Origin of the sequence: Aphanothece sacrum FPU1 (assembly GCF_003864295.1) — a bacterium.
Lineage (GTDB): Bacteria > Cyanobacteriota > Cyanobacteriia > Cyanobacteriales > Microcystaceae > Aphanothece_B > Aphanothece_B sacrum.
Genome location: NZ_BDQK01000004.1, coordinates 1 through 24,919 on the forward strand (window position 1 = coordinate 1; position 24,919 = coordinate 24,919).

At 36.5% G+C, this 24,919-nt stretch carries 23 protein-coding genes and 1 pseudogene; 17 read left to right on the top strand and 7 right to left on the bottom strand.

Annotation, left to right across the window (positions count from 1 at the left end; all coding sequences use genetic code 11):
* The 8 genes and pseudogenes from AsFPU1_RS22500 to AsFPU1_RS22975 all read left to right on the top strand — a co-directional run.
* Positions 1-809, top strand: a pseudogene (locus tag AsFPU1_RS22500) (hypothetical protein); the annotation flags it as partial.
* Positions 793-957: a hypothetical protein gene (locus AsFPU1_RS22505; RefSeq protein ID WP_174715375.1), complete on the top strand. Its 165-nt coding sequence runs from the start codon at positions 793-795 to the stop codon at positions 955-957. The pseudogene AsFPU1_RS22500 and the gene AsFPU1_RS22505, both read left to right, overlap by 17 nt.
* A gap of 167 nt (positions 958-1,124) precedes the next feature.
* Positions 1,125-1,256 carry a hypothetical protein gene (locus AsFPU1_RS23295; RefSeq protein WP_265415797.1) on the top strand — a complete coding sequence of 44 codons (132 nt, stop codon included), beginning with the start codon at positions 1,125-1,127 and terminating at the stop codon, positions 1,254-1,256.
* A 627-nt stretch (positions 1,257-1,883) separates the two neighbouring features.
* Positions 1,884-2,276 carry a hypothetical protein gene (locus AsFPU1_RS05675; RefSeq protein ID WP_125061060.1) on the top strand — a complete coding sequence of 131 codons (393 nt, stop codon included), beginning with the start codon at positions 1,884-1,886 and terminating at the stop codon, positions 2,274-2,276.
* Between the two features lie 2 nt (positions 2,277-2,278).
* Positions 2,279-2,509, top strand: a complete 231-nt coding sequence (locus tag AsFPU1_RS05680; protein ID WP_124976902.1) for a hypothetical protein — start codon at positions 2,279-2,281, stop codon at positions 2,507-2,509.
* A 15-nt stretch (positions 2,510-2,524) separates the two neighbouring features.
* Positions 2,525-2,977, top strand: coding sequence for a hypothetical protein (locus AsFPU1_RS05685; RefSeq protein WP_124976900.1), 453 nt, complete (start codon positions 2,525-2,527; stop codon positions 2,975-2,977).
* Positions 2,974-3,249 carry a hypothetical protein gene (locus AsFPU1_RS05690; RefSeq protein ID WP_124976898.1) on the top strand — a complete coding sequence of 92 codons (276 nt, stop codon included), beginning with the start codon at positions 2,974-2,976 and terminating at the stop codon, positions 3,247-3,249. The genes AsFPU1_RS05685 and AsFPU1_RS05690 overlap by 4 nt, the downstream gene beginning before the upstream one ends.
* Before the next feature lie 166 nt (positions 3,250-3,415).
* A complete protein-coding gene (locus AsFPU1_RS22975) occupies positions 3,416-3,802 on the top strand; it encodes a hypothetical protein (RefSeq protein ID WP_227875708.1) in 387 nt (128 codons plus the stop codon).
* Between the two features lie 72 nt (positions 3,803-3,874).
* On the opposite strand, the gene AsFPU1_RS05700 is transcribed toward AsFPU1_RS22975, so the two are convergent.
* A complete protein-coding gene (locus tag AsFPU1_RS05700) occupies positions 3,875-4,981 on the bottom strand; it encodes a nucleotide-binding protein (protein WP_124976896.1) in 1,107 nt (368 codons plus the stop codon).
* Between the two features lie 501 nt (positions 4,982-5,482).
* Between AsFPU1_RS05700 and AsFPU1_RS05705 the strand changes: the two genes are divergently transcribed.
* The 7 genes from AsFPU1_RS05705 to AsFPU1_RS05735 all read left to right on the top strand — a co-directional run bounded on the left by AsFPU1_RS05705 (position 5,483) and on the right by AsFPU1_RS05735 (position 11,638).
* The gene (locus tag AsFPU1_RS05705) at positions 5,483-6,271 is read left to right on the top strand and encodes a segregation/condensation protein A (RefSeq protein ID WP_125061061.1); all 789 of its coding nucleotides are present in this window, start codon (positions 5,483-5,485) and stop codon (positions 6,269-6,271) included.
* Positions 6,272-6,362: 91 nt separating this feature from the next.
* A complete protein-coding gene (locus tag AsFPU1_RS05710) occupies positions 6,363-7,520 on the top strand; it encodes a nucleotidyltransferase family protein (RefSeq protein ID WP_124976894.1) in 1,158 nt (385 codons plus the stop codon).
* A gap of 121 nt (positions 7,521-7,641) precedes the next feature.
* Positions 7,642-8,502 carry an Rpn family recombination-promoting nuclease/putative transposase gene (locus AsFPU1_RS05715; RefSeq protein WP_124976892.1) on the top strand — a complete coding sequence of 287 codons (861 nt, stop codon included), beginning with the start codon at positions 7,642-7,644 and terminating at the stop codon, positions 8,500-8,502.
* Positions 8,503-8,531: 29 nt separating this feature from the next.
* Positions 8,532-9,404, top strand: coding sequence for an Rpn family recombination-promoting nuclease/putative transposase (locus tag AsFPU1_RS05720; RefSeq protein ID WP_124976890.1), 873 nt, complete (start codon positions 8,532-8,534; stop codon positions 9,402-9,404).
* Between the two features lie 29 nt (positions 9,405-9,433).
* Positions 9,434-10,306, top strand: coding sequence for an Rpn family recombination-promoting nuclease/putative transposase (locus AsFPU1_RS05725; protein WP_124976890.1), 873 nt, complete (start codon positions 9,434-9,436; stop codon positions 10,304-10,306).
* Between the two features lie 29 nt (positions 10,307-10,335).
* Complete coding sequence (locus AsFPU1_RS05730; RefSeq protein ID WP_124976890.1) at positions 10,336-11,208, top strand: Rpn family recombination-promoting nuclease/putative transposase; 873 nt, start codon at positions 10,336-10,338, stop codon at positions 11,206-11,208.
* 169 nt (positions 11,209-11,377) lie between these two features.
* On the top strand, positions 11,378-11,638 hold the full coding sequence (locus AsFPU1_RS05735) for a DUF4351 domain-containing protein (protein ID WP_227875710.1): 261 nt from the start codon (positions 11,378-11,380) through the stop codon (positions 11,636-11,638).
* Between the two features lie 84 nt (positions 11,639-11,722).
* Here AsFPU1_RS05735 and AsFPU1_RS05740 read toward each other — a convergent pair whose 3' ends face one another.
* From AsFPU1_RS05740 to AsFPU1_RS05750, 3 genes are all read right to left on the bottom strand, one after another.
* On the bottom strand, positions 11,723-19,426 hold the full coding sequence (locus tag AsFPU1_RS05740) for a hypothetical protein (protein ID WP_125061063.1): 7,704 nt from the start codon (positions 19,424-19,426) through the stop codon (positions 11,723-11,725).
* A 644-nt stretch (positions 19,427-20,070) separates the two neighbouring features.
* Positions 20,071-20,535, bottom strand: a complete 465-nt coding sequence (locus AsFPU1_RS05745) for a PIN domain-containing protein (RefSeq protein WP_124975796.1) — start codon at positions 20,533-20,535, stop codon at positions 20,071-20,073.
* On the bottom strand, positions 20,532-20,801 hold the full coding sequence (locus AsFPU1_RS05750; RefSeq protein WP_124975794.1) for a hypothetical protein: 270 nt from the start codon (positions 20,799-20,801) through the stop codon (positions 20,532-20,534). The genes AsFPU1_RS05745 and AsFPU1_RS05750 overlap by 4 nt, the downstream gene beginning before the upstream one ends.
* A 108-nt stretch (positions 20,802-20,909) precedes the next feature.
* Between AsFPU1_RS05750 and AsFPU1_RS05755 the strand changes: the two genes are divergently transcribed.
* Entirely contained in the window at positions 20,910-21,251 is a 342-nt protein-coding gene (locus AsFPU1_RS05755; protein WP_124975792.1) for a DUF6883 domain-containing protein, read from the top strand.
* 14 nt (positions 21,252-21,265) lie between these two features.
* A complete protein-coding gene (locus tag AsFPU1_RS05760; RefSeq protein WP_124975790.1) occupies positions 21,266-21,517 on the top strand; it encodes a DUF4926 domain-containing protein in 252 nt (83 codons plus the stop codon).
* Positions 21,518-21,670: 153 nt separating this feature from the next.
* Here the strand turns inward: AsFPU1_RS05760 and AsFPU1_RS05765 are convergent, their stop codons facing one another.
* The 3 genes from AsFPU1_RS05765 to AsFPU1_RS05775 form a co-directional block, all read right to left on the bottom strand.
* Positions 21,671-22,648: a GNAT family N-acetyltransferase gene (locus tag AsFPU1_RS05765; RefSeq protein WP_124975788.1), complete on the bottom strand. Its 978-nt coding sequence runs from the start codon at positions 22,646-22,648 to the stop codon at positions 21,671-21,673.
* A 292-nt stretch (positions 22,649-22,940) separates the two neighbouring features.
* Entirely contained in the window at positions 22,941-24,185 is a 1,245-nt protein-coding gene (locus AsFPU1_RS05770) for a lipid-A-disaccharide synthase-related protein (RefSeq protein WP_124975786.1), read from the bottom strand.
* Positions 24,163-24,849: an acylneuraminate cytidylyltransferase family protein gene (locus AsFPU1_RS05775; RefSeq protein WP_124975784.1), complete on the bottom strand. Its 687-nt coding sequence runs from the start codon at positions 24,847-24,849 to the stop codon at positions 24,163-24,165. The genes AsFPU1_RS05770 and AsFPU1_RS05775 overlap by 23 nt, the downstream gene beginning before the upstream one ends.
* Positions 24,850-24,919: the final 70 nt, after the last annotated feature.

Genomic DNA, 24,919 nt, shown 5'->3' on the forward strand with positions numbered 1-24,919 from the left:
TAAATAATGCGGCTCAAGATGCTTTATTGTTGGAAGTTCTTAACAGATTAGGCCCTCAAGTACAAGGTGGCTTATCCGGTTGGTTAGGTCGGTTTAGTCGTTCGATTAGATTAGATCGAGTTCTTAGCGTACTTCAATTTATGCTAGTTCTTCACAACGCAGGAATGTTAAGTCGTTCATTACTTGATTCCATTAGTTATTTGATTGATTCAGCCGGTCAAGCTTTCGGATTGAAAGACGAAGATGATAACCCTATTAATTTAACGGCAACTATTGGGAGTTCTGTTAGTTTTCTTGAAGGAATTTTAGGTACTGAATTATATTCTGGACTTTCTTATAACTGGAAGAAACTATCAGCTATTTATACATCTGCCGTTAATGTTTATCAGTTAACTACGAACTCTATGGCTGGTATAGCTGAAGGGTTAGAAACGGTTGGTAACTACACGGGAAAAATAGGAAATGCGCTTAAACGTGGTGGAGTAATTATAGAAAATGCCTATCAATGGATGGATGAAACCTTATCTATTAAATCAGGTAAATTTGCAGCCATTCAAAAAATTACTGATGGTATTTCTCAAGCTGATAGTATTGTTAATGACCTCACAAGCGTGACCGAGGAAATAATCGAAACTAAGGACAATATTAAACAAATCCAGACTGAGTTTAAAACAATTCAAGATAATTTAAAAGATAAGGAGAAAACAAAATTAGAGAAAGAAAATAAAGCTAGGACTGATAGTTTAGGCCCCAATATTGCTAGAGAAAACTTATTAGAAGCACCTGAAAAAGATGTCACTACCAACTGATTTTAATTCCTGGGAACACTTTCAAGATATTTGGAAGAAAACCCACAATAAAGAAGTTCGTCAATGGTTTCGTGACCTTGACCCTGATACTTTAGATCTTGACCTAAAAAATACCTCGACAAAGTTTATATTTAGCTTCATTAATTGATGATAAAGATTCGGCTTTACAATGCATTTGTAAGTGGATTTTCTTTAATTATGATATTCGTCGAGGTCAAGCTTTTACAACTCCTATTTATGGCATTCCCATTGAAGACTACAATCAATCTTTTAAATACAAGCCACAAATTACCTTATTATTTGTTGAGAATGCTCATGACGTTGAGCCTGAATATGAACCCTTGTACAGGACAAATTAGTTTTAGATTAATTCAAGAAACTTCTCAAACAATTACAGAATTAGAGTTAAAATTAATGGCCACTAAAATCAAAAGTCTTTTTTGCTAAACCGCGTTATAAATGGCGTAAAGGTAAGGAGATTTATTCTTACAGAGATAAGGAAAAAGGCTATGAATTGAAAGTGTATGCCAGAGCTGAACTTGATGCGAAAAACTTAATAGAGCAAGTTTTAGATATTCAAAATCATAAACCCGATTGGACTTACTCAGAAAAAATGTTGCTCCTAATGAAACCGCCGCTTTTCCCACTATTCCTGGTACTCAAATAATTTTAGGCCAAAAGTAAGAAAAAACCTCGAAGCCGTCCCCATTACTGATGTTTATTTTACTGGAGCTATTTGTACTATACATGGGCTTAAACGTCCCATACCTTTAGTGGATTTAAACCTATCAATTTCCCGACGCTTATCAAACCGCTTGAGGTTGCGAATAAATTTCAAAGCAGGGAGAAATCCTAGGGTTTCCAGGGGAAAATTTGCTTAAAAGTTTGCTGTAATCTGGGTGAAACACCACACACAGAGGACTTTATGAGTACGTTACGAAATTTAGCACGCGGGGGCCAAAAATCAGATCGCTTTCAAGAATTTGATCGCTTACTACGACAAATATGATGAACGCCCCGACAAGGTAGGGCTCTGGAACTCCCAAACCCCCTCAAGTTGAATTATATGTACATTTGTTTGGACAAGATTTTAATGCAAAGGTATTTCACAAGGTTAAAGGGACAGAATCTACCTGGAATACGAATAAAGAAAAACTTGCAGGACGTACCAAGTTAGGAGAAGGTGCATTTCCTGCTGCCGACGATATCATTTTAATAGGTGGCCGCGCTCGTCCTGCTAAGGTCGTAATCACCACTGGCTTAACTTCTAAAGGTGTAAGAAAGACTTCAGATCGCACAAAATTACCTTACCTCAGTTATGGCGGTACTTCAGGTAGTATTCCCTTTGGCCGATTAAATGGCACAGACGAAGAACTGACCGCCTACAACGCCATTGTTAATAACTTTAAAACAGCAGGAAAAATCCCCGCCGGAACCCGTGTAAGTCGCATTAAGGAGAAAATCTAGCGATGAACAGAGAGACTCCTTTCTTAATATGGACACCTCCGATTGATGAAGATTGCAATCTAGATCAAGAACTAGAAAATTTGCATCAAGCGACTGAGTTATTAGATTATGCCCTTTATACCGGAGACGAGTTTGACTGCGTTTTGGATTGTCTCAATGATCAAGGTCAAGACCCTAACGCTTACCTCGATTATGTGGCTCAAAATCTTCAATTCTTAGGCATTTGTGATTAAAACGATCAGGTAATTATGACGTTAACTTTTCGTTTTGATAGTGGAGAAAATTGGGAATCTTTGGGGAGTTTTTCTTACTCCTCAAGGCCCATTCCTGGAAAAGAAGGTCAAACAGATCCTATCGGGTTTGTGACATTACCTTTAACTTTACAAAACCATAATATAGCGGTTCGTTGTTCTGGTTATCCTGTTTACTCCTTTTACAGATATTGGGCCATGACTTATTATCTGATTGAAGATTTAATCACTCTCGATGGTCAAGGAGAATATAACAGAGTTGAAGGTAAAAAGTCCTGGATAGGAGAGACAACTATTATGACTTTTCCCCAAATGGCTACTAATTACAAGATAGGGATCGAAGTTCCATTTTGGTACGATAACTTCTTAATTGAAGTTTACGAATATACGGGCCCTGTCTCCAGTTCACAAGATGAGAAATTAGACCTATTAATTCGGAGATTATTATGATGGAACCTCAAAAAAAATGGAAAGCAGAGCGTATTATTGATGATGTAGAACACTATGGGAGAAAGTTAAAAGCAGAAAGTCATATTGCTGATTTTAACTTATCTCTAAAACCTCAATCTAATCAGTCTAATGGCAATCTAGGTTTATTGTTAGGGTCTATGTTTTGTTTCCTTCTCTTTGGATTTATAGGCTTTACTGTCCTTTCTAATCATGAACAAAAAACATCGAACCCTATTTCCCCATCCCTTGATTCCTTACCGATTGCACCTTAGTTTTTTGGCTTTAACTGTTCTATTTTTCCTTATTCCTTTACCTCAAAGCAAAACCCAACCATCTATCAGGTATTTAATTAAAGATCATGCAATATATAAGCCTTATTCTAAATATCCTAAAATCTTGGTTTTTATTGCTGACAAAAACAATAAAGGTAAGGGAAAATTGATAAGTCTTGATACCAAAAACGGGTTAATTGACGCTGAGTTTAAAGCTGTTAGCGGTGTTGGGGGGAATGAGGGTCAATCTTCTGCTGGCCCCATTCCCTCGGTAGTTAGGGTTGACTTAAAACATTATAGCGTCAACACTAAACCGCTTTATCTAAGCATCAAAGGGATTGAGGGGAACTTCTACAAAATTAACCCACACTTGGTTAAAGTTGATGGCAATACTAGAGGTGACTTTGGTATTCATTTTGATGCTAATGTTCCAGGTACGGCTGGCTGTTTGGGAATTGTAGATAGTGCCAATTGGCAGCAATTTCAACGGTTAATGACTACCTATCAACGGGCCGGATTAAGGACAATTCCTTTAATTGTTGCTTATTTCTGAGGTGTTCCCTAAAAGGGCGATCGCCCCTTAACTGTTCCCTAACTTTCAAGCCTCTAACTGTGCGATCGCCTATTAATTGTTCCCTAAATTCCATCTGGGGATTCCTCCTACTAATTTAAACGCTAATTCACTACGGGGGTTTTGAGGATCTTCTAACAAGTGTATTCCCCAATAATAGAGAAGATCACTAAAGCGAATACAAACTTCTTCAGGATCAATACAGTCAAATTTTTTATCAGTTTGACTAATATCTTGATAAACATCTAAAAAGTTTTGTTTGAGTATTTTAAATCGTTTAACTCCAGGATCTCTAAAGTTATTGACTAAAATAAATAAATTAGCTGTTTGATTAATACTCCGAATTTCTTGGACGGTACTTTGAATAACTTTTCCATGTTTATTCATTCCCAAAGGATTTAAAGTGGTGGGAATAATACAATAGTTTAATCTTTTAATTAATTCTCGATCATTTCTTTCTAAAGCAGGGGAACAATCACAGATAACAATTTGACAATTTTGGACTGAATTTTCATCCCAAGTATCTTTATTAAACACCTCAATTGTGTTACCAACTCCTCCAGGATTAGGAACATAAACCCCATCCCATAGTAACTTATGTAAATTTTGCTCAGGATCTAAATCTAATAAAGCAATATCAAATCCTTGAAGGGCTAAAGCTCCTGCTAAATGAGCCGCGACGGTTGTTTTTCCTACTCCTCCTTTACAGGTAAAAACACCAAAATAAATTTTATCGGTTGGAGGCGTTACGCTACTACCACCACCACCCCCACCCACCCCGGAAGGTATCCATTCAATACCATTCTCTTGTGCCACTCCACAATAAATCCTAACATTTTCTCCCCAGGATCTAATAACAGCACAAGCAGGCCCACTAAACCCTTTAGTAGTAATAAAATAAGCACAATTGAAAGGTTTAGCTTCTGGAGATGCCAAAAAATCTACAAACTTTAAGAGTTGAGGAGCCGTTACATTACTCTTAAGCCATTTAACTTGAACTACTCCTAATGATTGATTTTTTTTGATCGTTAAATCATATCCCGGCTGATTGGTTTTAGCGGTTTCTACTTGCCAATTATTGTGAGTAAATAACTTAGCCACGTGCTGCTCAAAATGGACAAAATCAGCAATAAATTCAGCTTCCTTGATAGATGAGGGCATCACTGTATACTCTAAAGGTCTATACTTATAAGATTGCCCAAATTTTTAGCAAAATAACCACGTTGTAAAAAAAACTTAAATATAGCTAAGTAGTCGGACATAAATAAGTGTAGGCTGATGCACTGCCCATCAAAAGGCTAAAACGCTGATGTAGAAATTATTGTGGGAGTGCATCAGCCTACATGTTGTATTCGTTTAATTATGTCCGACCACTTATAAAGACAAAAAAATATTATACAATATATAATTAGCAAGATTAAGGTATGACAAATGGATATTCAATTGAAGAAGTGGGGGCATAGTATCGGATTTTGTATTCCTTCATATTGTTGATACTTTTACAGTGATTATCAGTTATAAATATTAGATAAAATTAAGCTAAAATATTTAAAATTGTGGGTTACGACGCGCCTTAAAATTCATTAGTTTTTCATCAAAATAATTGCCGCATCTAACCCACTCTACGATCTGTTTCGCAATAGAATGTATTAAAATAGAGCTATGACTCAGACAAACACCGTCTCAGCCAGTGACGCGATCGCCATCTTAATCGAATTAGCCCAACAAGGAGAAATTGATCCTTGGGATGTGCAAGTTATCGACGTAATTGACCGTTTTTTAGATGAATTAGGGGTAAAACAAGATAGAGATTTGGCCTATCAACAAACAAACTTACCCAAATCAGGACAAGCTTTTTTATGGGCCTCCATGTTAGTCCGTTTCAAAGCTGACACCCTAGAAGAAACCCAAACCTCTGACGAAACCCTGGAAATATTAGACCCAGAAGATATCACAGAGGAACTTGGTATAGGTTCAGGTCGCTTAAAATTAGAAGAACGTCTACGTCGTCGTAGTGCAGCTTCTCCCCCCCGTCAACGGCGAGTTACCTTACAAGAACTGATTGCCCATATTGAAGAAATTGCCGAAGAATTAGAGAAAGTTACCCCTTCTCGTCGCCGAAGCTCATCCTCACGCCCTCAATCTCATCGAGAAGCTATTGAAATCGTTACCCAACTAGCCCATCAAGAAAATTTAACAGAAATGGCCGAACAATTAGAAAGATTTTTTGAGAAATATTTATCACAATATCCCCAAAGTCAAAAGCAACTAGAATTAGAAGAATTACTAATTCAGTGGCATCAAGCTAAATCTCCCGAACCCTCACAAGTTAAGCATGATCGCGTCGGAGTCTTCTGGGCCTTATTACTTTTATCATCTCAATCAAAGGTAGAATTATCTCAAGAAGAATTTTATCAAGACCTTACAATTCAATTCCTGGAGTCTCCTTAATGAGATTACCGTCAAGATTAAGCTAGTCTAGATGCTAAACTAGCCATTGTCAACATAAACACTTGTGGCAGAAATAGAGGAAAGAATATTCATGAAAGCCATGATTCTGGCCGCTGGGAAGGGAACTCGTGTGCGTCCTATTACCCATACAATTCCTAAACCCCTGATCCCCATTCTCCAAAAACCTGTGATGGAGTTTCTCTTAGAACTCTTGCGACAACATGGTTTTGATCAGATCATGGTAAATGTCAGTCACTTAGCTGAAGAAATTGAAAGTTATTTCCGTGATGGACAACGGTTTGGTGTGCAAATTGCCTATTCTTTTGAAGGGCGTATTGTCGATGGAGACTTAGTCGGGGAAGCTTTGGGGTCAGCAGGAGGACTGCGACGAATTCAAGATTTTAATCCCTTTTTTGATGATACCTTTGTTGTGTTGTGCGGGGATGCTTTAATTGATTTAGATTTAACTAAGGCGGTTAAATGGCACAAAGAAAAAGGCGCGATCGCTACTATCATTACTAAATCAGTACCTAAAGACGTAGTGTCTAGTTATGGGGTGGTGGTCACAGATGATGAGGGAAGGATCAAAATATTTCAGGAAAAACCTTCCATTGAAGAAGCCTTAAGTACCAATATTAATACTGGAATTTATATCTTTGAACCCGAAATTATTGATTATATTCCACCGAATCAACAATATGATATTGGAGGAGAGTTATTCCCCCAATTAGTCGAAAAAGGGGCCCCCTTTTATGCGGTTAATATGGACTTTGAATGGGTAGATATTGGAAAAGTCCCAGATTATTGGCACGCTATTCGAGGGGTATTACAACGAGAGATTAAAAATGTTGAAATTCCCGGTATTGAAGTCAAACCAGGCATTTACACAGGGTTAAATGTGTCGGTTAATTGGGATAAAGTAAATATCACTGGACCAGTTTATATTGGTGGCATGACTCATATTGAAGACGGAGCCACTATAATTGGCCCAAGTATGATTGGCCCTAATTGTTGGATTTGTAAGGGTGCTACTGTGGAGAACAGTGTTATTTTTGAATATTCTCGTTTGGGACCTGGAGTGCGTCTAGTGGATAAATTAGTCTTTGGACGCTACTGTGTAGATAAAACGGGTGCTACCATTGACGTACAAGCGGCCGCCCTTGATTGGTTAATTACTGATTCTCGTCAAAGTCCCCCTCACGAACATAATAACCAACAACAGGTAATAGCTGATTTACTCAATCAATAAGCTTCGTTATAAATATTGTAGGGTGGGCAATGCCCACCTTACTCCTACTTACTGAGTCTGATTTAAACCTTTGGTTAACTTCTCAAGATTAATTCTCAATTTTTAGCATAAAATAGCCAGAATGTATGACAACATTTGTAAATTTATCGCTGAAACTTTTTCTAGAGACTTGGCACAATGGTTATTAGGACAACCTATAGAATTAACTGTCCTAGAACCTACGGAATTACAGGTTGCACCAATCAGGGCCGATAGCTTAATCTTTCTTCAGTCAGAAGACTTAATACTACATATTGAGTTTCAGACGGACCCTAAAGATGATATTCCCTTTAGAATGACTGATTATCGTCTGAGAATGCATCGTCGTTTTCCTAATAAACAAGTATATCAGGTGGTGATTTATTTGAGAAGAAGTGATTCTGAATTGGCTTTGGTCAGTAGCTTTAATCTGCCCCAATTGCGTCATGAATATAATATCATGCGACTTTGGGAAATTCCCACAGAACAGTTGTTAACATCATCAGGGTTACTACCATTTGCTGTTTTAAGTCAAACAGATAACCCGGTGAAGGTACTAGAACAAGTAGCAAAGAAAATTGAGGTAATTAGTGATCAAAATGAACAAAGTAATGTGTCTGCTACTACGGCGATTCTTGCGGGCTTAGTTTTGGATAAAATGATTATTAGACAATTATTGAGGGAAGATATCATGAAAGAATCTGTTATTTATCAAGAGATTCAGGCCATTAGTGAAGCTAAAGGACTCGAAAAGGGTATTGAAAAGGGCATCAAACAGGGAATTAAACAGGGAGAAGCTAACTTAGTTCTTCGGCTACTTCATCGACGAATTGGAGAAATACCTGATAATTTTAAGGAAAAAATCAGGGAATTATCCGTTGAACAATTAGAAAATCTGGGAGAAGCTTTGTTAGATTTTAATACTGAGTCTGACTTGAACCTTTGGTTAACTTCTCAGGATTAATTATCAATTTTTAGGATAAAATAGTCAGAATGTATGACAACATTTGTAAATTTATCGCTGAAACTTTTTCTAGAGACTTGGCACAATGGTTATTAGGACAACCTATAGAATTAACTGTCCTAGAACCTACGGAATTACAGGTTGCACCAATCAGGGCCGATAGCTTAATCTTTCTTCAGTCAGAAGACTTAATACTACATATTGAGTTTCAGACGGACCCTAAAGATGATATTCCCTTTAGAATGACTGATTATCGTCTGAGAATGCATCGTCGTTTTCCTAATAAACAAGTATATCAGGTGGTGATTTATTTGAGAAGAAGTGATTCTGAATTGGCTTTGGTCAGTAGCTTTAATCTGCCCCAATTGCGTCATGAATATAATATCATGCGACTTTGGGAAATTCCTACAGAACAGTTGTTAACATCATCCGGGTTGCTACCATTTGCTGTTTTAAGTCAAACAGATAACCCGGTGAAGGTACTAGAACAAGTAGCAAAAAGGATTGAGGTAATTAGTGATCAAAATGAACAAAGTAATGTGTCTGCTACTACGGCCATTCTTGCGGGCTTAGTTTTGGATAAAATGATTATTAGACAGTTATTGAGGGAAGATATCATGAAAGAATCTGTTATTTATCAAGAGATTCAGGCCATTAGTGAAGCTAAAGGACTGGAAAAGGGCATTGAAAAGGGTATTGAAAAGGGCATCAAACAGGGAATTAAACAGGGAGAAGCTAACTTAGTTCTTCGGCTACTTCATCGACGAATTGGAGAAATACCTGATAATTTTCGGGAAAAAATCAGGGAATTATCCGTTGAACAATTGGAAAATCTGGGAGAAGCTTTGTTAGATTTTAATACTGAGTCTGACTTGAACCTTTGGTTAACTTCTCAGGATTAATTATCAATTTTTAGGATAAAATAGTCAGAATGTATGACAACATTTGTAAATTTATCGCTGAAACTTTTTCTAGAGACTTGGCACAATGGTTATTAGGACAACCTATAGAATTAACTGTCCTAGAACCTACGGAATTACAAGTTGCACCAATCAGGGCCGATAGCTTAATCTTTCTTCAGTCAGAAGACTTAATACTACATATTGAGTTTCAGACGGACCCTAAAGACGATATTCCCTTTAGAATGACTGATTATCGTCTGAGAATGCATCGTCGTTTTCCTAATAAACAAGTATATCAGGTGGTGATTTATTTGAGAAGAAGTGATTCTGAATTGGCTTTGGTCAGTAGCTTTAATCTGCCCCAATTGCGTCATGAATATAATATCATGCGACTTTGGGAAATTCCTACAGAACAGTTGTTAACATCATCCGGGTTGCTACCATTTGCTGTTTTAAGTCAAACAGATAACCCGGTGAAGGTACTAGAACAAGTAGCAAAAAGGATTGAGGTAATTAGTGATCAAAATGAACAAAGTAATGTGTCTGCTACTACGGCCATTCTTGCGGGCTTAGTTTTGGATAAAATGATTATTAGACAGTTATTGAGGGAAGATATCATGAAAGAATCTGTTATTTATCAAGAGATTCAGGCCATTAGTGAAGCTAAAGGACTGGAAAAGGGCATTGAAAAGGGTATTGAAAAGGGCATCAAACAGGGAATTAAACAGGGAGAAGCTAACTTAGTTCTTCGGCTACTTCATCGACGAATTGGAGAAATACCTGATAATTTTCGGGAAAAAATCAGGGAATTATCCGTTGAACAATTGGAAAATCTGGGAGAAGCTTTGTTAGATTTTAATACTGAGTCTGACTTGAACCTTTGGTTAACTTCTCAGGATTAATTATCAATTTTTAGGATAAAATAGTCAGAATGTATGACAACATTTGTAAATTTATCGCTGAAACTTTTTCTAGAGACTTGGCACAATGGTTATTAGGACAACCTATAGAATTAACTGTCCTAGAACCTACGGAATTACAAGTTGCACCAATCAGGGCCGATAGCTTAATCTTTCTTCAGTCAGAAGACTTAATACTACATATTGAGTTTCAGACGGACCCTAAAGACGATATTCCCTTTAGAATGACTGATTATCGTCTGAGAATGCATCGTCGTTTTCCTAATAAACAAGTATATCAGGTGGTGATTTATTTGAGAAGAAGTGATTCTGAATTGGCTTTGGTCAGTAGCTTTAATCTGCCCCAATTGCGTCATGAATATAATATCATGCGACTTTGGGAAATTCCTACAGAACAGTTGTTAACATCATCCGGGTTGCTACCATTTGCTGTTTTAAGTCAAACAGATAACCCGGTGAAGGTACTAGAACAAGTAGCAAAAAGGATTGAGGTAATTAGTGATCAAAATGAACAAAGTAATGTGTCTGCTACTACGGCCATTCTTGCGGGCTTAGTTTTGGATAAAATGATTATTAGACAGTTATTGAGGGAAGATATCATGAAAGAATCTGTTATTTATCAAGAGATTCAGGCCATTAGTGAAGCTAAAGGACTGGAAAAGGGCATTGAAAAGGGTATTGAAAAGGGCATCAAACAGGGAATTAAACAGGGAGAAGCTAACTTAGTTCTTCGGCTACTTCATCGACGAATTGGAGAAATACCTGATAATTTTCGGGAAAAAATCAGGGAATTATCCGTTGAACAATTGGAAAATCTGGGAGAAGCTTTGTTAGATTTTAATACTGAGTCTGATTTGAACCTTTGGTTAACTTCTCAGGATTAATTCTCAATTTTTAGCATAAAATAATTAAGCTGTACTAAAATAAGTAGTAAAGAAAATTGAGGAAATTAGTGATCAAAATGAACAAAGTAATGTGTCTGCTACTACGGCGATTCTTGCGGGCTTAGTTTTGGATAAAATGATTATTAGACAATTATTGAGGGAAGACATCATGAAAGAATCTGTTATTTATCAAGAGATTCAGGCCATTAGTGAAGCTAAGGGACTCGAAAAGGGCATTGAAAAGGGTATTAAACAGGGAGAAGCTAACTTAGTTCTTCGACAACTTCATCGAAGAATTGAAGAAATACCTGATAATTTTCGGGAAAAAATCAGGGAATTATCCGTTGAAGAATTGGAAAATCTAGGAGAAGCTTTGTTAGATTTTAATACTAAGGCTGATTTGAACCTTTGGTTAACTTCTCAGGGTTAAGTTAATCTCAATTTTTAGTCTAATATACTATCTTATTTGAGAAATATTGAGGGTGCAAACCTTGCGCCCCTACCCAAATTATTGTTATGGTTCGACATAAATTGCATTAGTATTCAAGTCAAAATTATTGTTATTAATACCTTCGAGAATACCAATTAATTCATTTTCTCCAGAAGTTTTAACATAAATTCCTAATCCTTTTTGGGTTGAATCTAAAACATAATCACTGGCTTTTCCATAAAGTTGTAATTTATCTTCTTTGACATCAAAGTTTTTAATCTGTGCATAGTCATTTATTCCTTTAATTGGATCATTGTTTTTGTAAAAAATACTCTGTTGATCTCCTAATTTAAAAGTATTTGATCCTGTACTTCCGATTAAGGTATCAATTCTTCCATTTCCTAAAGAAAGGGGATTTGTTTGAGTTATTCCTGTAAGTGGATCAATTTGAAGATATTGGCGTTCATAGAATTGTTGGAAAGTTCCAGAGCCATTTTTGACATAATCGAGATACATTGCTATTGCATCTGAATGATTAATCCCTCCCCCATTAGAATTATCATAGTATTTATTCTGTCCTGCTGTTGCATAATAATCACTCGTATTTAAAAGTTCTAAACCGTTGGAAGTCAAGCGATAACCTTGCCCTTGAGTTCCTGCTACTTTTTCATAATCATTGAGGTTAAATTGGTCTTTTAACCAATCCTTTTCAGAAGGATATTTTGCTTGTAGATATTTGATAATATCTTGTTGCTCTTTTGTAGAAAATTTATCTAGATCCTGATAAATTGTTGTCAATAAAGATTTATTGTCAAGGTTATTATTAATTTGTTGCCCTTCGTTAACATCAATTAAAATCTTTGATCCACTATTGCTAATATAGTAAATACCGCCATTTTTATTAACTTGAATATCCGCAGGATTAATATTCAAGTTTTTTGCTAATTCAGCTATTTTGGGATCATAAAAATTCTTATATACCCAATTTTTTAAATCATCTTGCCAAATTCCAAAAACATCTTTAACACTAGATAACCAAGCATTTAAACCACCTTGTTGATTTGCACCATATAAAACGCCAACAGTACTATTAATATTTTTGAGTGTGTTGACATTTAAAGTGGCATCCTCGCCAATAACTTTGTTAAGTTCTTTATCCCAAAGAGTCAAGGTTTCTTGAATACCTTTTAACCATCCTTTTACACTGGGATCTTCATAAATATCTTTTCCTATTTCGACCGTTTTGCCAATCTTTTCTAAGTCATCAAAACTAAGTCCCAGTTTACCTTTAATATAGGTTTCTAATTGATTTTTATATTCTTCAAATTTATCAGCTAATTTTTCAAAAGTATTTTCTATTGTTGTAAAAATACCAGTATCTTTATTATCAGTATTTTCAGTGGGAGGATTAGATGAACCTGAATTGTCATTATTGTTAGAATTTTCTTCTGGTTGTTTTTTAAAGTTTTCTTTAATCCCTTTGGCGACTTTACCAATAGATTTAAAGGCATCTATCCATTTTTCATCTTCAATTGCTTTAACTGTTTTATAGGCATCTACTGAAATCTCTCCTGCTGTAACAATTACTTTTAACGTCAACCAATCATGACTTATTTTATTACCTGTTAATTCAGTAGCAAAGTTAGTTCCAATTGTTCCAGCAACTTGAGTAATGGATTCAAAACTAGATAATAAATTGCCTGTTTTTATTCCTTCTATTGCTTGATAAGTTGCAACTGAAACCTGTCCGGCTGTAATTAAGGCTTTTTCAAAGTTAGAAAAATTAACTGATTTATCTAAGGTTTCGCCTATGTTTACCCCGTCAATAGCAACAACATTCGCAACCCCTTGAATAGCTGATAAAAAGGCTAATGTTCCATTTCCTGAGTCAATAGCTTTATAGGTATTATAAGCACCTTGAGCGGCTGCTTGAAAGGTTTGTAGAGATTTAAGAGTAGGTTCTAATGTTTGACGAAGTAGATCTAATTTTTGAGTGGCTTCAGCAATTTGTGCTGTTTTAACAATGTCACTAATATCTTTGGTATTTTTGGCAACTTCTACGGCTTTATTTGCTTGGGCAATTTCACTATTAATGTTGCTAATTTGATAGCTAACCGCAGTCATGGCTAAACTAAAAATAGCCCCTGCCCAATCTCCATTATAAGCAGATTGAACCGCACTTAAAGCACCACTCGCTAAGGTTAAATTTGTTCCTAAAGTAGCGAGGGTTGATGTTGCTGAATAAAGTCCTAACGTTGCACCACCTGTAAATAATGCCCCTGCTACTGCTAAAACAGTGATAATAGTGCCAAAAATTTCGTTAAAAGCGGCTTTCTTTCTTGCCTCTCTCTCTTTAATTCTCCCTTCAATAATTTGAGTTAGAATATCTTTAGATTGTTTGGCTAATTCACTAGATAAATCAACTGCACCCTGAGCATATCCAATCTTATATAAAACTTCTAAATATTGCTGGTTAACTTGCTCTTTGGTCTCCCCTAATACCTCCCCTTTTTGAATGCCATCATAGAGGGCTTTAGCTGCTCCTTGAAGGTCGGTTTGAGACTGGTTTAATATCCCTATTAACTTGCTTTCTTCTGCGTCTAATTTGGTCAGTTCTGCCTGTAATTTATTGGCTTCTGCTATTAGTGAATTAGCACTATTTAACAAGTTATCTTGAATGGTGGCGGCTTCTTTTCCTTGTAATGCGTCGTAAATATCCGCCGATGTTTGAGCCAGAATTGTTTTAATATTATCGGGTAAGTTTGGTTTAGCTTGTAAGCTGTTTAAATCGCTGAGAATACCCGCTAATTGTCCTTGATATTCAGCTTTATTAATAATATCTTCAATGGGTTGTAATCCTAAGTCTTTTCTCAGGTCATTTAATGCTTGTTGTAAGGCATCTTCGGCTTGTAATTGGTTGAGTTGTTCAAGTTTAGCGGTAGCAATGGCGCGATCGCGGTTAATATCTGCCCGTTGTTTCTCAAATTTAGCGGTAATACTCTCATCTATGCCTAATTGACGCTGTTTCGCAAATTGTTGTTCTAGTTGCGCTTGTCCCAGGTTCAGTTGTTCAACTTGCAGCAGTTGAACGAGGGTTTGTTCTGTCCAGTTTCTCAGGTATTGCAGCGCATCTATGCGAATTTCTGCAATATTTAACTTTTGCTGTAAATCATCAATATTTCCTTGGGTATTGTTTAAACTGCTTTGAATTTGGTTAAATTCTGTTTGTGCGATCGCCTGTTGTTGTTTAATCAGATCAATTTGATCTTCGGCAGCATCTTTAACTAGGGCAAACTGGTTAACCTGTTGTTGTGCCTGATCTTGCAATGCCTTATATTTGACCATTTCGGTGTAATAATAGTCAGCTTTGATGGCATCATCAGGTTTAGCGATGCCTCCCGCGCAACCACCCCCTTTATCGGTCATTAAGTCCCGATAGTCTTTATAGTAAATTTCGGCTGCGGTGGCAAAGTTGTTATAGGCAGCAACTTCTAGGAGTTTTGCTGCTTCTTGACTTCCGGCATTTTTGGCTTCTTCGAGACGGGTGATCAGTTGAGTTTCGAGGGTATTTAGTTCTAACTGTTTTTCTGTGGCTTTGAGGGTATAGTTTTCTTTGAGTTGAGTGGCAGTAATCAGATTTTGTAGGGTTTTCTGTTTACTTTGAATTTCCCCTAAATATTGGTCATTTTGGACTTTTAGGAAGGCTTGCAGGTCTTCCATAGAAGTTGTTAAAGCGATGCTGGTAGCTTCAGCCTGTTCTGCCAGTTTTTGGACTTCAGCGAGGGTTTTTTGTGCGTCTAAGAGTTGATTTTCCAGGTTGCTATAGTCGTTATCGGGACTGGCAATAGTAGCGAGGATGAGTTTATGTTCTGTCTCAATGACGGTTTTTTGGGCTTCTAAGAGGGTGAGTTTTTGGGTGAGGGCTGCTTTTTGGGCAGTGAGAATAATTTCTTTATGGGTTAATAAGTTGAGGGATTGTTCAATTTGGGCGATTTTGGTTAATAATTCCGCAGTCTGAAGACTGGGACTATCGGAACTAAGCCCACTTTCGTGGGCTATTGAGGCTACGTCGGTAGCCTTTGTTTGTGTACTTAATAATTCCGCAGTCTGAAGACTGGGACTATCGGAACTAAGCCCACCTTCGTGGGCTATGGAGGCTACGTCGGTAGCCTTTGTTTGTGTAGTTAATAATTCTGCAGTCTGAAGACTGGGACTATCGGAACTAAGCCCACCTTCGTGGGCTATGGAGGCTACGTCGGTAGCCTTTGTTTGTGTAGCCGCATTCTTCAGAATGTCGGCTTTTATCCCATCTAGTTGAGTTTTTAATTCGTTCTGTAGCGCAATAGTTTCGGTTATTTCGGTATCGAGGGAGAGGGTTTGCTGTTCAATCCAAGCGCGAGTATTAGCGATTTGTTGCAGGAGGTTTTGGGTATTGGTATCAAGGGCGGTTTTCTTGGCTAGGATGTCGTTGAGGGCAGTTTGATAAGCTTGACTGCTGGTGTCATATTCAGTTTGTTCTTTAATGGTGTTGGTTTTGGCTTGTTCTGCGGCTTTTTGGGCGGTTTCTAGCTGTTGTTTGAGGACAGGCAGAAGGGTTTGAAAGGTGGCCAGTTGTGCCTGTTGTTCGGGGAGGAGTTTACTTTGTGCTTCTAGTTGTTCAAGTTGGGCGATAAACTGGTCGAGGGTTAGGGAGGCATCATCGGCGGTGGCGTTTGCTTGTTGCCATTGGCTGATAATTGAGGCGGTTAGGTCTTTTTGGTAGCTATCGCTGCTGATTTCTTTGTCTAGGTTGGCGGCATATTGTCTGAGGCTGGTTGCTTGTTTGGTGTAAGCATCCCAAATAATCCAGTTATGATCGACATGGGTGATGGTGATGGTCTTACTTTTGCCAGATTTTCCTTTAGATGTACGGTATTCGTTCCAGGTGGGGCCTTGTTTACGGCTTAATTCCCAGTTAATTTGTGCCTGTTCTTCGTACCATTTAGCTTGACTGAGACTGGCGACGGATGCGGCTTGTTTTTGGCTGATTTGACCTTTAAGGGTTTCTAGTTGGGTTTGGGAGTTGGTGAGTTCGGTTGTAATTTGTTGTTTGAGGTTGGCCAGGGTGGTTGCATCATTTAGGGCGGGGTAATATTGATTACGGAGATTATTAAGGGTGGCTTCTGTTTTATCACTAGCTTGATAAGCTTGTAAATATTGTTGTAATTTATTGGGGTCTTGTTCAGCTTGTAGGGTTAAGTATGCAGTTTCTACTCGAAGGTTTTGGAGGTTAGAGATTGATTGATCTTGGTTGGGACTGCTTCCTAAAATATTACTCTGTTTTTGTTGAATGTACTTCTGTAAATTCGTTTCTATCCATTGTTCTTGTTGATCGTTAGTTAAATCAATTTGAACTATTAAATCTTGAGTTTTATTGGTTATTTCTTTAGCTAATTCATTTACTAAGAACGGACTTATCTGATTAAAATGATCAATTAACGTTGCTCGCTCAGGCTGTAAGTTTTGTAAAATTTGTCCAGCAGTGTTTTCATTAGTCTGGGCTATTTGTAATTCTTTTTGAGCAGAGGAAAGTTGCTGGTTAACTCCTTTAAAATCAATTTCTACAATTCCTTGCTGTCCTAAAGAATAAATCGTATCATCATAGTAGTAAGCTTCTGTTTGCAACTTCCAAGAATAACTATTAATACTTCCATAATTTCTATAAAACCAAGGAAAATAATAAGGATCATTTTCTGGATCATAGTAGTCGTTCTGTAAATTACTATAAGAAACTGTTTCACCACTTGCCCAGTTCCATCTCGTTAATCCAATCCATAAAGAAGGAGATACAGTATATCCTCCACTATCTCCGCCAACGTAATAATATTGTAAATTACTAGAAAATGTTTGCTTAATCCATGCGTCTTCCTGTGAATCATTGATAGTAACTAAATTAGCCCCTAGAGACTGAGCAAAATTTTGTGCCTCAGTCCAAGTCATATAATTGGTTAAAAAATAGTAATTTCCTGTTGTTGGATTTACAATAGCCTCACGAGATGTTGCTAACTTTATCCGATTATTATAAGCTTGCTGTGCTTGCGCTAATTGCTGCTCTTTCTGTTGCCGAATACTGATTTTAGAATTATAATCATTCTGTAAATTCTGGTATTTCTGATCGAATATTCTGTAATCATTTTGTAAAACCACATACTGCTTTTCTAAACTCGTCAACTGCGAAATATGATCCAACTTTACTGATACTATTTTATATTGCTCTACTTGTGTTTGTAAAACCGCGATCGCTTCTTCCAAACTATCCACACTATTGCTTAAAGCATCCTTATATTTAACCTGCGCTTCTTGAAGTGCGATCGCTTCTTCTAACTGTATTTTATCTAATACATAATTTCCTTGAGGATCAGAAAAATTTGCTTCAACATAAGTCACTAAATCATTAATATCTGTTGTCCGTTTTTGAGACAAATCATAGACTTTAACCGTCAAATTATGAGACTCTTGTAAATTCTCTAACCAAATATCAGATAAACCCTTAATTTCTGTCGCTAATGTTCCCCCTAACTTGACATAACCCTCAATATTATTCTCTGTTAAAGCAACCTTTACCGCTTCCTCAGATAATGCTTGAGACTGCAAAGAAGTCAATCTATCTTTAACAACTTGTAACCTTTCTACTCCTAAAATTTGCTGGCGTAACTTCACTGTTTCGGGTGTATTTTCCGTTACGTTCCAATCTAAAAATCCTGTAACATCATCCGTCAATAAATAATTATTCTTTGTCTCAAAATCTGTTAATAACTTCTCGGCTGTAGTTTTATCTATTTGTAACTTATTTAACTCAGTTTGCACCGCCAATAACTTAGTATTAGCTGTATTAACAATAGTTTGCTGCTGAGTAATAGTAGTAGTATTTAAAAGCCCTAAATCATCCGACTGTTGCTTAATTTGTAAGTCAATGGTTGCTAACTTTTGCGTTAAATCTAAACCATTTAGAGATAAAATATCTTTTTGTACTTCTAATCGTAAAACATGAGCAATTAACTCTTTTTCAACAATAGGAATATTGGGTTTAGCCTCATTAATTTGGGTTTGTAAAGTATTAATTTTTACCGCCAAATCATCAGCCTTTTCATCGGCCGAAGCAGCTTTAGCATATTCTTGATCTCTTAAAGCTACCTTATTATAATCCGTCAGCCAACCATAATTTTTTTTACCAGATTTTCCTTTACTAACTACCCCCCAATAAAGACTTTCTTGATCATATTGTGCCGCTAAACCATTATGATAGGTTTCTTGCGCTCTAAAATCATTAATTTGTGTTTCATAAGTGCTAATTAAAACCTCTTTATTACTAATCTCCTGACGACGATTTGCCAAATCATTTTCTGTTTTAATAATATCTTTTTTAATAGCTTCAATTTTATCAGTAATAACATTTTCTTCTGAATCAGAAAACTTCTCAAGAGATGCTTTTTGTTCCTTTAATTTATCAATCTCCTTAACTAAAGCTGTTTTTTGTAATAATAACTCTTGTAATCTTTCCTCCTCAACCTTATGATATTCCTTAGCGAAAGCCAACTTATCCCCAACAGTTTCTACTTGAGAAGATGTCACCGCAACCTTATGCTTTAAACCATCATAATCATCAAGAAAAGTCTTAAAAGCAGCGTCAAACTTAGTTTTTAATTGAGTAATAGCGGTTTGATTTTCTAATAAACCTAACCCCGATAAAAACGAAGTTAAATTATTATGAGATTGGGTGAGTAGTTCAATTGCTAATTTAGTAGACATTTTCTTAAATGTAGTAGATAATTAAGGGATGAATAGAGTTAAATAAATGATGTCATTGCGAGGGGGGTTATTTAGTTATCAGTTATCAGTTAAAAGTTTTGATAACTGTTTACTGCTCACTGGTTTAACACCCCCCGAAGCAATCTTGCGATGTTTAAGTTTATTTATGTCCGACTTAAACCCACGATACATGGATAATATCAGAGAATTTGTAGGGGCTTAATACTATTAAGCCTATCTTAATTTTTTATGTGAGTTCTCAAAAGTAAGTAAATTTATGGGGAAGATATCACATTTATTAGTAAATGTCAACTTTGTAAAATCACGGAATTCTATGTAAAGATTGTGTAAAGAAAAATGAGAATTTAAAATATTTGAGTATAAATGCAGATGGTGTAGAGGTCAACGGCTGTCATTGGTGTCAACTTAAAATGAAATCCCAAGACACACAAGCTTTCCCACCATCCCACCCACACCCTGCCAAGGGTGGGGTTAAGTGTACAAAGCCGTAACATAGCAGGCTAATGTTAATAAAAGTCCGCGCTCGTCGGACTTTGTTTATATAGCCACAGGCTTTAGCCTGTTGGCATTTGGAACTAAGTTGACACAAATGACGGCCGTTGACCCCTACGAAGATTTATAGTTTAATAAATATTTTGCCATTCTTCTGCTTCTGTAAATAACCTAAGATGTTTAACATTTGTTGTACTAACAACAACATATCTTCCTGGAAATTTTTCCGTTAATAATTGCCAATGAGCAGCAATAATAATATCAATATCTAACAATTTTTCATCTGCTGTTGGTGTTCCTTGTAAACGAGATATTGACCAAATTTCCGCAGCTAAATCTGCTACATCTTCATCTATTTGTAAGACATTAATAAATTGTCTCAAGTTATTTGCTTTTTTTAATCCTTCAGAACTATTTCCCCGTTTGACGGATAAGATTAAACTTCGTTTTAGTTCATAAAAACAAAGTTCCGACGAAGCAAAATAAACCCCTCTTGCTAATAAACGTTCAAACCAAATTTGACATTGAATGGCATCTGGATTAGGGTTAGGATTAGAGAGTTTACCCAAAATACTTGTATCTAGAAAAATAATCATTCTTTAGTAAACAACTTCCGTTCTCTATATTTATCAATAGTTTCTTCTACCATTTTCCATGCGTCTAACTCTTGTTGTATTTCTTCAGGAGTTAAAGTTTTAGCCCGCTTTTCTGCCTCCTCTCGCCATTGACGCATAATTTCTAGACCTTTTTGATTAATTTTAATCTGTTCTTCCCTTGTTCGTCCATAATGTTTCATCTCAGGGGGTAATTCACCATTTGGTGCGGGATATTCTTCATTATTAGTCATTGGTTGATTTTTCATCCTTAATCACCTTCCAACTATTATGTTTACTTTGAGCTTATATTCTCAATATAACACAATTTGAGAAAATGTATTTTAGGTTATCACTTCCAGTACAGGTAAACAATAATGAAATTACCTTATCGAGATAGGATTCAACGAGAGCAAATCATCGAGAAATTAACTACCTATGCCCTCAATTTTGAGCATAGGGATGGCAAACATAAAGCACGTCTTTTTAATGTTAAATTAGGGATTACTCTTAATAATCAAGAAAAGCTGATAACAGCTATTTTTGAAGCAGTCAACACTCAATCAGTTACTTACACTACGACCAGTCAATATGGCGAAAAATATGTCATTGATTTTATAATGGAGACTGAAGTAGGAACATCAAAGATCAGGACTGCTTGGATTATTTTCTTTGAAGACAATTATCCTAGATTAACATCTATTTATCCTATCAAATAAGGAGATAAACTAAAATGAATGAAATTAAAATACATGATATGGTTGCCCTTTTAGAAGACTTTGAAACTTGTCAATTTATGACAGATAAGCATCTTCTTTTACCTAAAGGACAAGTGGGAACAGTGGTAGAAATCTATAAAAATGGAGAAACCTATGAAGTAGAATTTTCAGATGAGGATGGACAAAGCTATGCTTTAGTAACTCTTGTTGCTCAACAATTAGTCTGTCTTCACTATGAAAAGCCTCGTTTAAGTGTCGTCAATTAAAAATAATTATGGGCTTATAATTATTTTGAAAATCGGGCATAATATTAAGTATGTAGACAAAATTAATTACACAAAATTTGTAGAGGCGGGTTTTTAATCATAATTATGATTGACTTCGCTTGTAAATTAAATAAACCCGCCCCTACGATTCAATCAATCATATTTAAACATAGGTTTACCATCAGGCGATCGCTTAATAGTTCCATCTTCATTATGTTCAACTTCTGCAAATAAATAATTACCCTCACCATCTTGTTTCAAAATTAATTTATCTCCTGATCGTTCATATAAAGGTGGACAAAATAGAGGAATTCCTTGATATTCAATGATGTTTCCATCTTCATCAAATAACACAGGACAAACAACCAATTTACCATCTTGATCAAATACCCAATCTTGTGTTTCTGGATCTCTTAAAGGTGTGGAATAAACAGGCAAACCACTAGAAGTCTTTAATAGGTTTCCTAAATGATCTTTAAGGGGAAATAAAAAGACTTGTTCCCCTTGAAGGTTAAGGACATTTTGTTGAGTTTTGGGATCTCTTAAAGGAATCATTCCTGGAGATGGCATCTGAACTTTTATACTTTCAGAAGTTGCTGAATTTAACGGTGGTAAATTATCATTATTTATGTTATAATGCCTCGTGTATTGAATGGCAGACTTAGTAAATCCCGCCTTTTCTAATAAACTATGAATTCCCGTTTGTTCCCTGCTAATTAAAACGTCAATATCACTCACTTTTAAAGCCTCAGCTTGAGCAATAGCAGCCTCAATTAACTCTTTAATAAGTTTGGGGTTACGATGTTCTTCTAACACATATAACCCTAATACTGAACCCACCCGACGCGGTTTTAATGGAGTATCCCACATTTCCGTAGTAGCAGATAATTCTGGGGGAAGTGATTCATCGTAGACATAGGTAAAAAGAAACCCAATAATTGTTTTTTGATGTTCTGCCACAAAAGAATAAGAATTAGGAGTTTTTAACTGTTTTTCCACATACTTTTCTAAGTCAAAATTAGGTTTAAGCTGCATTGAGGGATCAGCTTGCGATCGCGCTTCTAAAAAAGAACGCCATAAAGGTGCAATGAGATGTGCATCAGCTATTATTGCTCTTCTAATTTGGTGCATAATGGTTAGTTAAATAAAAAATAAGAGACTCTGTCAAGTAATTCAGCACATAATCTTTGGGGATGGCAGTTTCTCCCCAATAAGACCGTTCCCCTTCATGAACAAGCTGACTAAAACAATACTTGCCGCTATCATAATACAAATTTTTTGAAGTAGGGTGTCATCACCTGTAGAATTCCTCTGAATAAAAGCTAAAAATTAATACCTACTAATTCTGCCACAAGGAAACCTTTGGAGGTCAAGTTTTCTGCATTAGATTAAAATTAAAGCAATACGTCGTTTTTCTCTGAGTTCACAAATTCCAGAATTGACCCATCAAACACTGAGCAATTCTTTGGGCAGCCCCACTATTTCCTAAACGTCGTTTTCCATTTTCGGCAATTTCTTCTAATCTTTGGGGATCATTAATTATAGAATCAATTATTGGGCCAACTTCTAAAGTATTTTCTACTAAAATGACAGAATTTCCTAAAAGATGAGTTTGAGCGATCGCAAATTCTGGGGTAAATTGAGGCCCCTTTCCAGGAATAGTAATCACAGGTTTTCCTAACCCGACAAATTGTTCCGTTGCTGTTCCGGCCATAGCGATCGCTAAATCAGCTTTCTGTAAACAGTCTCTATAAATATTTTGGCTTAAAATTAAAGTTCCGTTATCTTTAGTAAACCCCAAAACCTGATCATCATTAACCCTAATTTGGCCAGAATTAAGAGGTTCATATATCCAACCATGAGACATCACAAAAAATTGTAAAGAATCTAAACTTAAACCAGGAGAAATCGCCCCTAAAAACACCACAGAACGGTCAGAAAATCGCCCCATGACCCCGGCAAGTGATTCTAAGATCAATTGCCAATTATTATAAGCTTCAGGGGGTCTTGAACCAGGTAATAATAGAATAGTTAATGTACCTGGTGGAATGGTCAAATTTTCGGTTTGAGAAGGTTCTAGACCATCCATCATTGGGTTTCCTAAATCAAAGATAGGAATAGACCAACGTTTTAAACCTTGGGCCGTCAGACTATCTCTAGGAAAGACTCCACGACATCGAGGATGACTCATTAACCATCGTTCATGGGGAAAATATCTTGACCCTAACCAACGAGTTAATCCAGAAGTATGAGATAACCAACCCGTTTCATCCCGTAAATAATAATCTGATTTAGCAGTCCCAACAAACCCATATTCTGTCCCACTTAACCAAGCGAATAGCAAAGGAACTATATCCCCCACCGCTAAAATTTTGTGACCAGTTTTTCCCCATTGACGAATCACTTTATATTGTTCATAGGTTAAAGGAATTAAACCTCCTTGAACATCTCGCCATAATTGTTGACTATCTTGATAAATAAAGCCACCAGAAGGCATAGTTTGCACAGAACCAAGGAGGGGAACATTTAGCTTTTTATAGGCGTATCCTTGCCCCACTAAAGGCAAAGCGACAATTTCGGGAGGGTTAGAAAAGGTGTATAATTGCTCGATAATACGAACGGCAATTTGATCTTCCCCGTGACCATTACTTAAGATCAGAATTTTCATGACTTAGAAAATAGTCTACCATAGCGAAATCTGTCAAAGAATCAATTTCCATCGCGGCCGCTTCTTCCATCGCAAATAGAGAAATTTTGCCTCCTAGTCGGTTTCCTAGTTGTTGCAGTACCCAAGGTTTAAACACATAAATTGAGCCATTTTCTACATATTGAGGGTTCATATCTTGACGACGGAGACGATGACGGTAATCATAGTTAATAGAACGGGGTACTCCATTGACTTCTTCCCAGAGAAACCGATGGGAAGGAGAGACAGAAACCAGAGAATCTGCTTTTTCAGTTTCTAATTTTTGGATAGCTTGATCAATTTGTTGTCCGGTTCTAATAGGAGAGGTACATTGCAGAAAAACAATTAAATCAGGGTTGATTTCCCTTTTTTTTAGTTCTGTTATAGCATGAATTAAAGCAGACTCGGATGATGCTGTATCATTGGCAAGTTCGGCAGGCCGATCAATTATTTGTGCTTGATAGTGTTGAGAAACCTCCGCAATTTCAGGATCATCAGTGGAAACATACACTTGATCTACCAATTGCGCTTCTTGAGCATCTAAGATAGAATGAGCAATTAAGGGTTTACCCGCTAAGGGACGAATATTTTTGCCAGGAACTCCCTTAGATCCCCCACGGGCAGGAATAATAGCGATTGTTATCATAAGGATAGACACATTTCTTTGTATTTGAGATATATGACCCAAATTTTATTACCTATGTTGCTTAGTTTAT

Coding starts and splice junctions, on each gene's coding strand:
- AsFPU1_RS22505 (WP_174715375.1), top strand. CDS start 793: ATGTCACTACCAACTGATTTTAATTCCTGGGAACACTTTCAAGATATT.
- AsFPU1_RS23295 (WP_265415797.1), top strand. CDS start 1,125: ATGACGTTGAGCCTGAATATGAACCCTTGTACAGGACAAATTAGTTTT.
- AsFPU1_RS05680 (WP_124976902.1), top strand. CDS start 2,279: ATGAACAGAGAGACTCCTTTCTTAATATGGACACCTCCGATTGATGAA.
- AsFPU1_RS05685 (WP_124976900.1), top strand. CDS start 2,525: ATGACGTTAACTTTTCGTTTTGATAGTGGAGAAAATTGGGAATCTTTG.
- AsFPU1_RS05690 (WP_124976898.1), top strand. CDS start 2,974: ATGATGGAACCTCAAAAAAAATGGAAAGCAGAGCGTATTATTGATGAT.
- AsFPU1_RS05700 (WP_124976896.1), bottom strand. CDS start 4,981: ATGCCCTCATCTATCAAGGAAGCTGAATTTATTGCTGATTTTGTCCAT.
- AsFPU1_RS05705 (WP_125061061.1), top strand. CDS start 5,483: ATGACTCAGACAAACACCGTCTCAGCCAGTGACGCGATCGCCATCTTA.
- AsFPU1_RS05710 (WP_124976894.1), top strand. CDS start 6,363: ATGAAAGCCATGATTCTGGCCGCTGGGAAGGGAACTCGTGTGCGTCCT.
- AsFPU1_RS05715 (WP_124976892.1), top strand. CDS start 7,642: ATGTATGACAACATTTGTAAATTTATCGCTGAAACTTTTTCTAGAGAC.
- AsFPU1_RS05720 (WP_124976890.1), top strand. CDS start 8,532: ATGTATGACAACATTTGTAAATTTATCGCTGAAACTTTTTCTAGAGAC.
- AsFPU1_RS05725 (WP_124976890.1), top strand. CDS start 9,434: ATGTATGACAACATTTGTAAATTTATCGCTGAAACTTTTTCTAGAGAC.
- AsFPU1_RS05730 (WP_124976890.1), top strand. CDS start 10,336: ATGTATGACAACATTTGTAAATTTATCGCTGAAACTTTTTCTAGAGAC.
- AsFPU1_RS05735 (WP_227875710.1), top strand. CDS start 11,378: ATGAAAGAATCTGTTATTTATCAAGAGATTCAGGCCATTAGTGAAGCT.
- AsFPU1_RS05740 (WP_125061063.1), bottom strand. CDS start 19,426: ATGTCTACTAAATTAGCAATTGAACTACTCACCCAATCTCATAATAAT.
- AsFPU1_RS05745 (WP_124975796.1), bottom strand. CDS start 20,535: ATGATTATTTTTCTAGATACAAGTATTTTGGGTAAACTCTCTAATCCT.
- AsFPU1_RS05750 (WP_124975794.1), bottom strand. CDS start 20,801: ATGAAAAATCAACCAATGACTAATAATGAAGAATATCCCGCACCAAAT.
- AsFPU1_RS05755 (WP_124975792.1), top strand. CDS start 20,910: ATGAAATTACCTTATCGAGATAGGATTCAACGAGAGCAAATCATCGAG.
- AsFPU1_RS05760 (WP_124975790.1), top strand. CDS start 21,266: ATGAATGAAATTAAAATACATGATATGGTTGCCCTTTTAGAAGACTTT.
- AsFPU1_RS05765 (WP_124975788.1), bottom strand. CDS start 22,648: ATGCACCAAATTAGAAGAGCAATAATAGCTGATGCACATCTCATTGCA.
- AsFPU1_RS05770 (WP_124975786.1), bottom strand. CDS start 24,185: ATGAAAATTCTGATCTTAAGTAATGGTCACGGGGAAGATCAAATTGCC.
- AsFPU1_RS05775 (WP_124975784.1), bottom strand. CDS start 24,849: ATGATAACAATCGCTATTATTCCTGCCCGTGGGGGATCTAAGGGAGTT.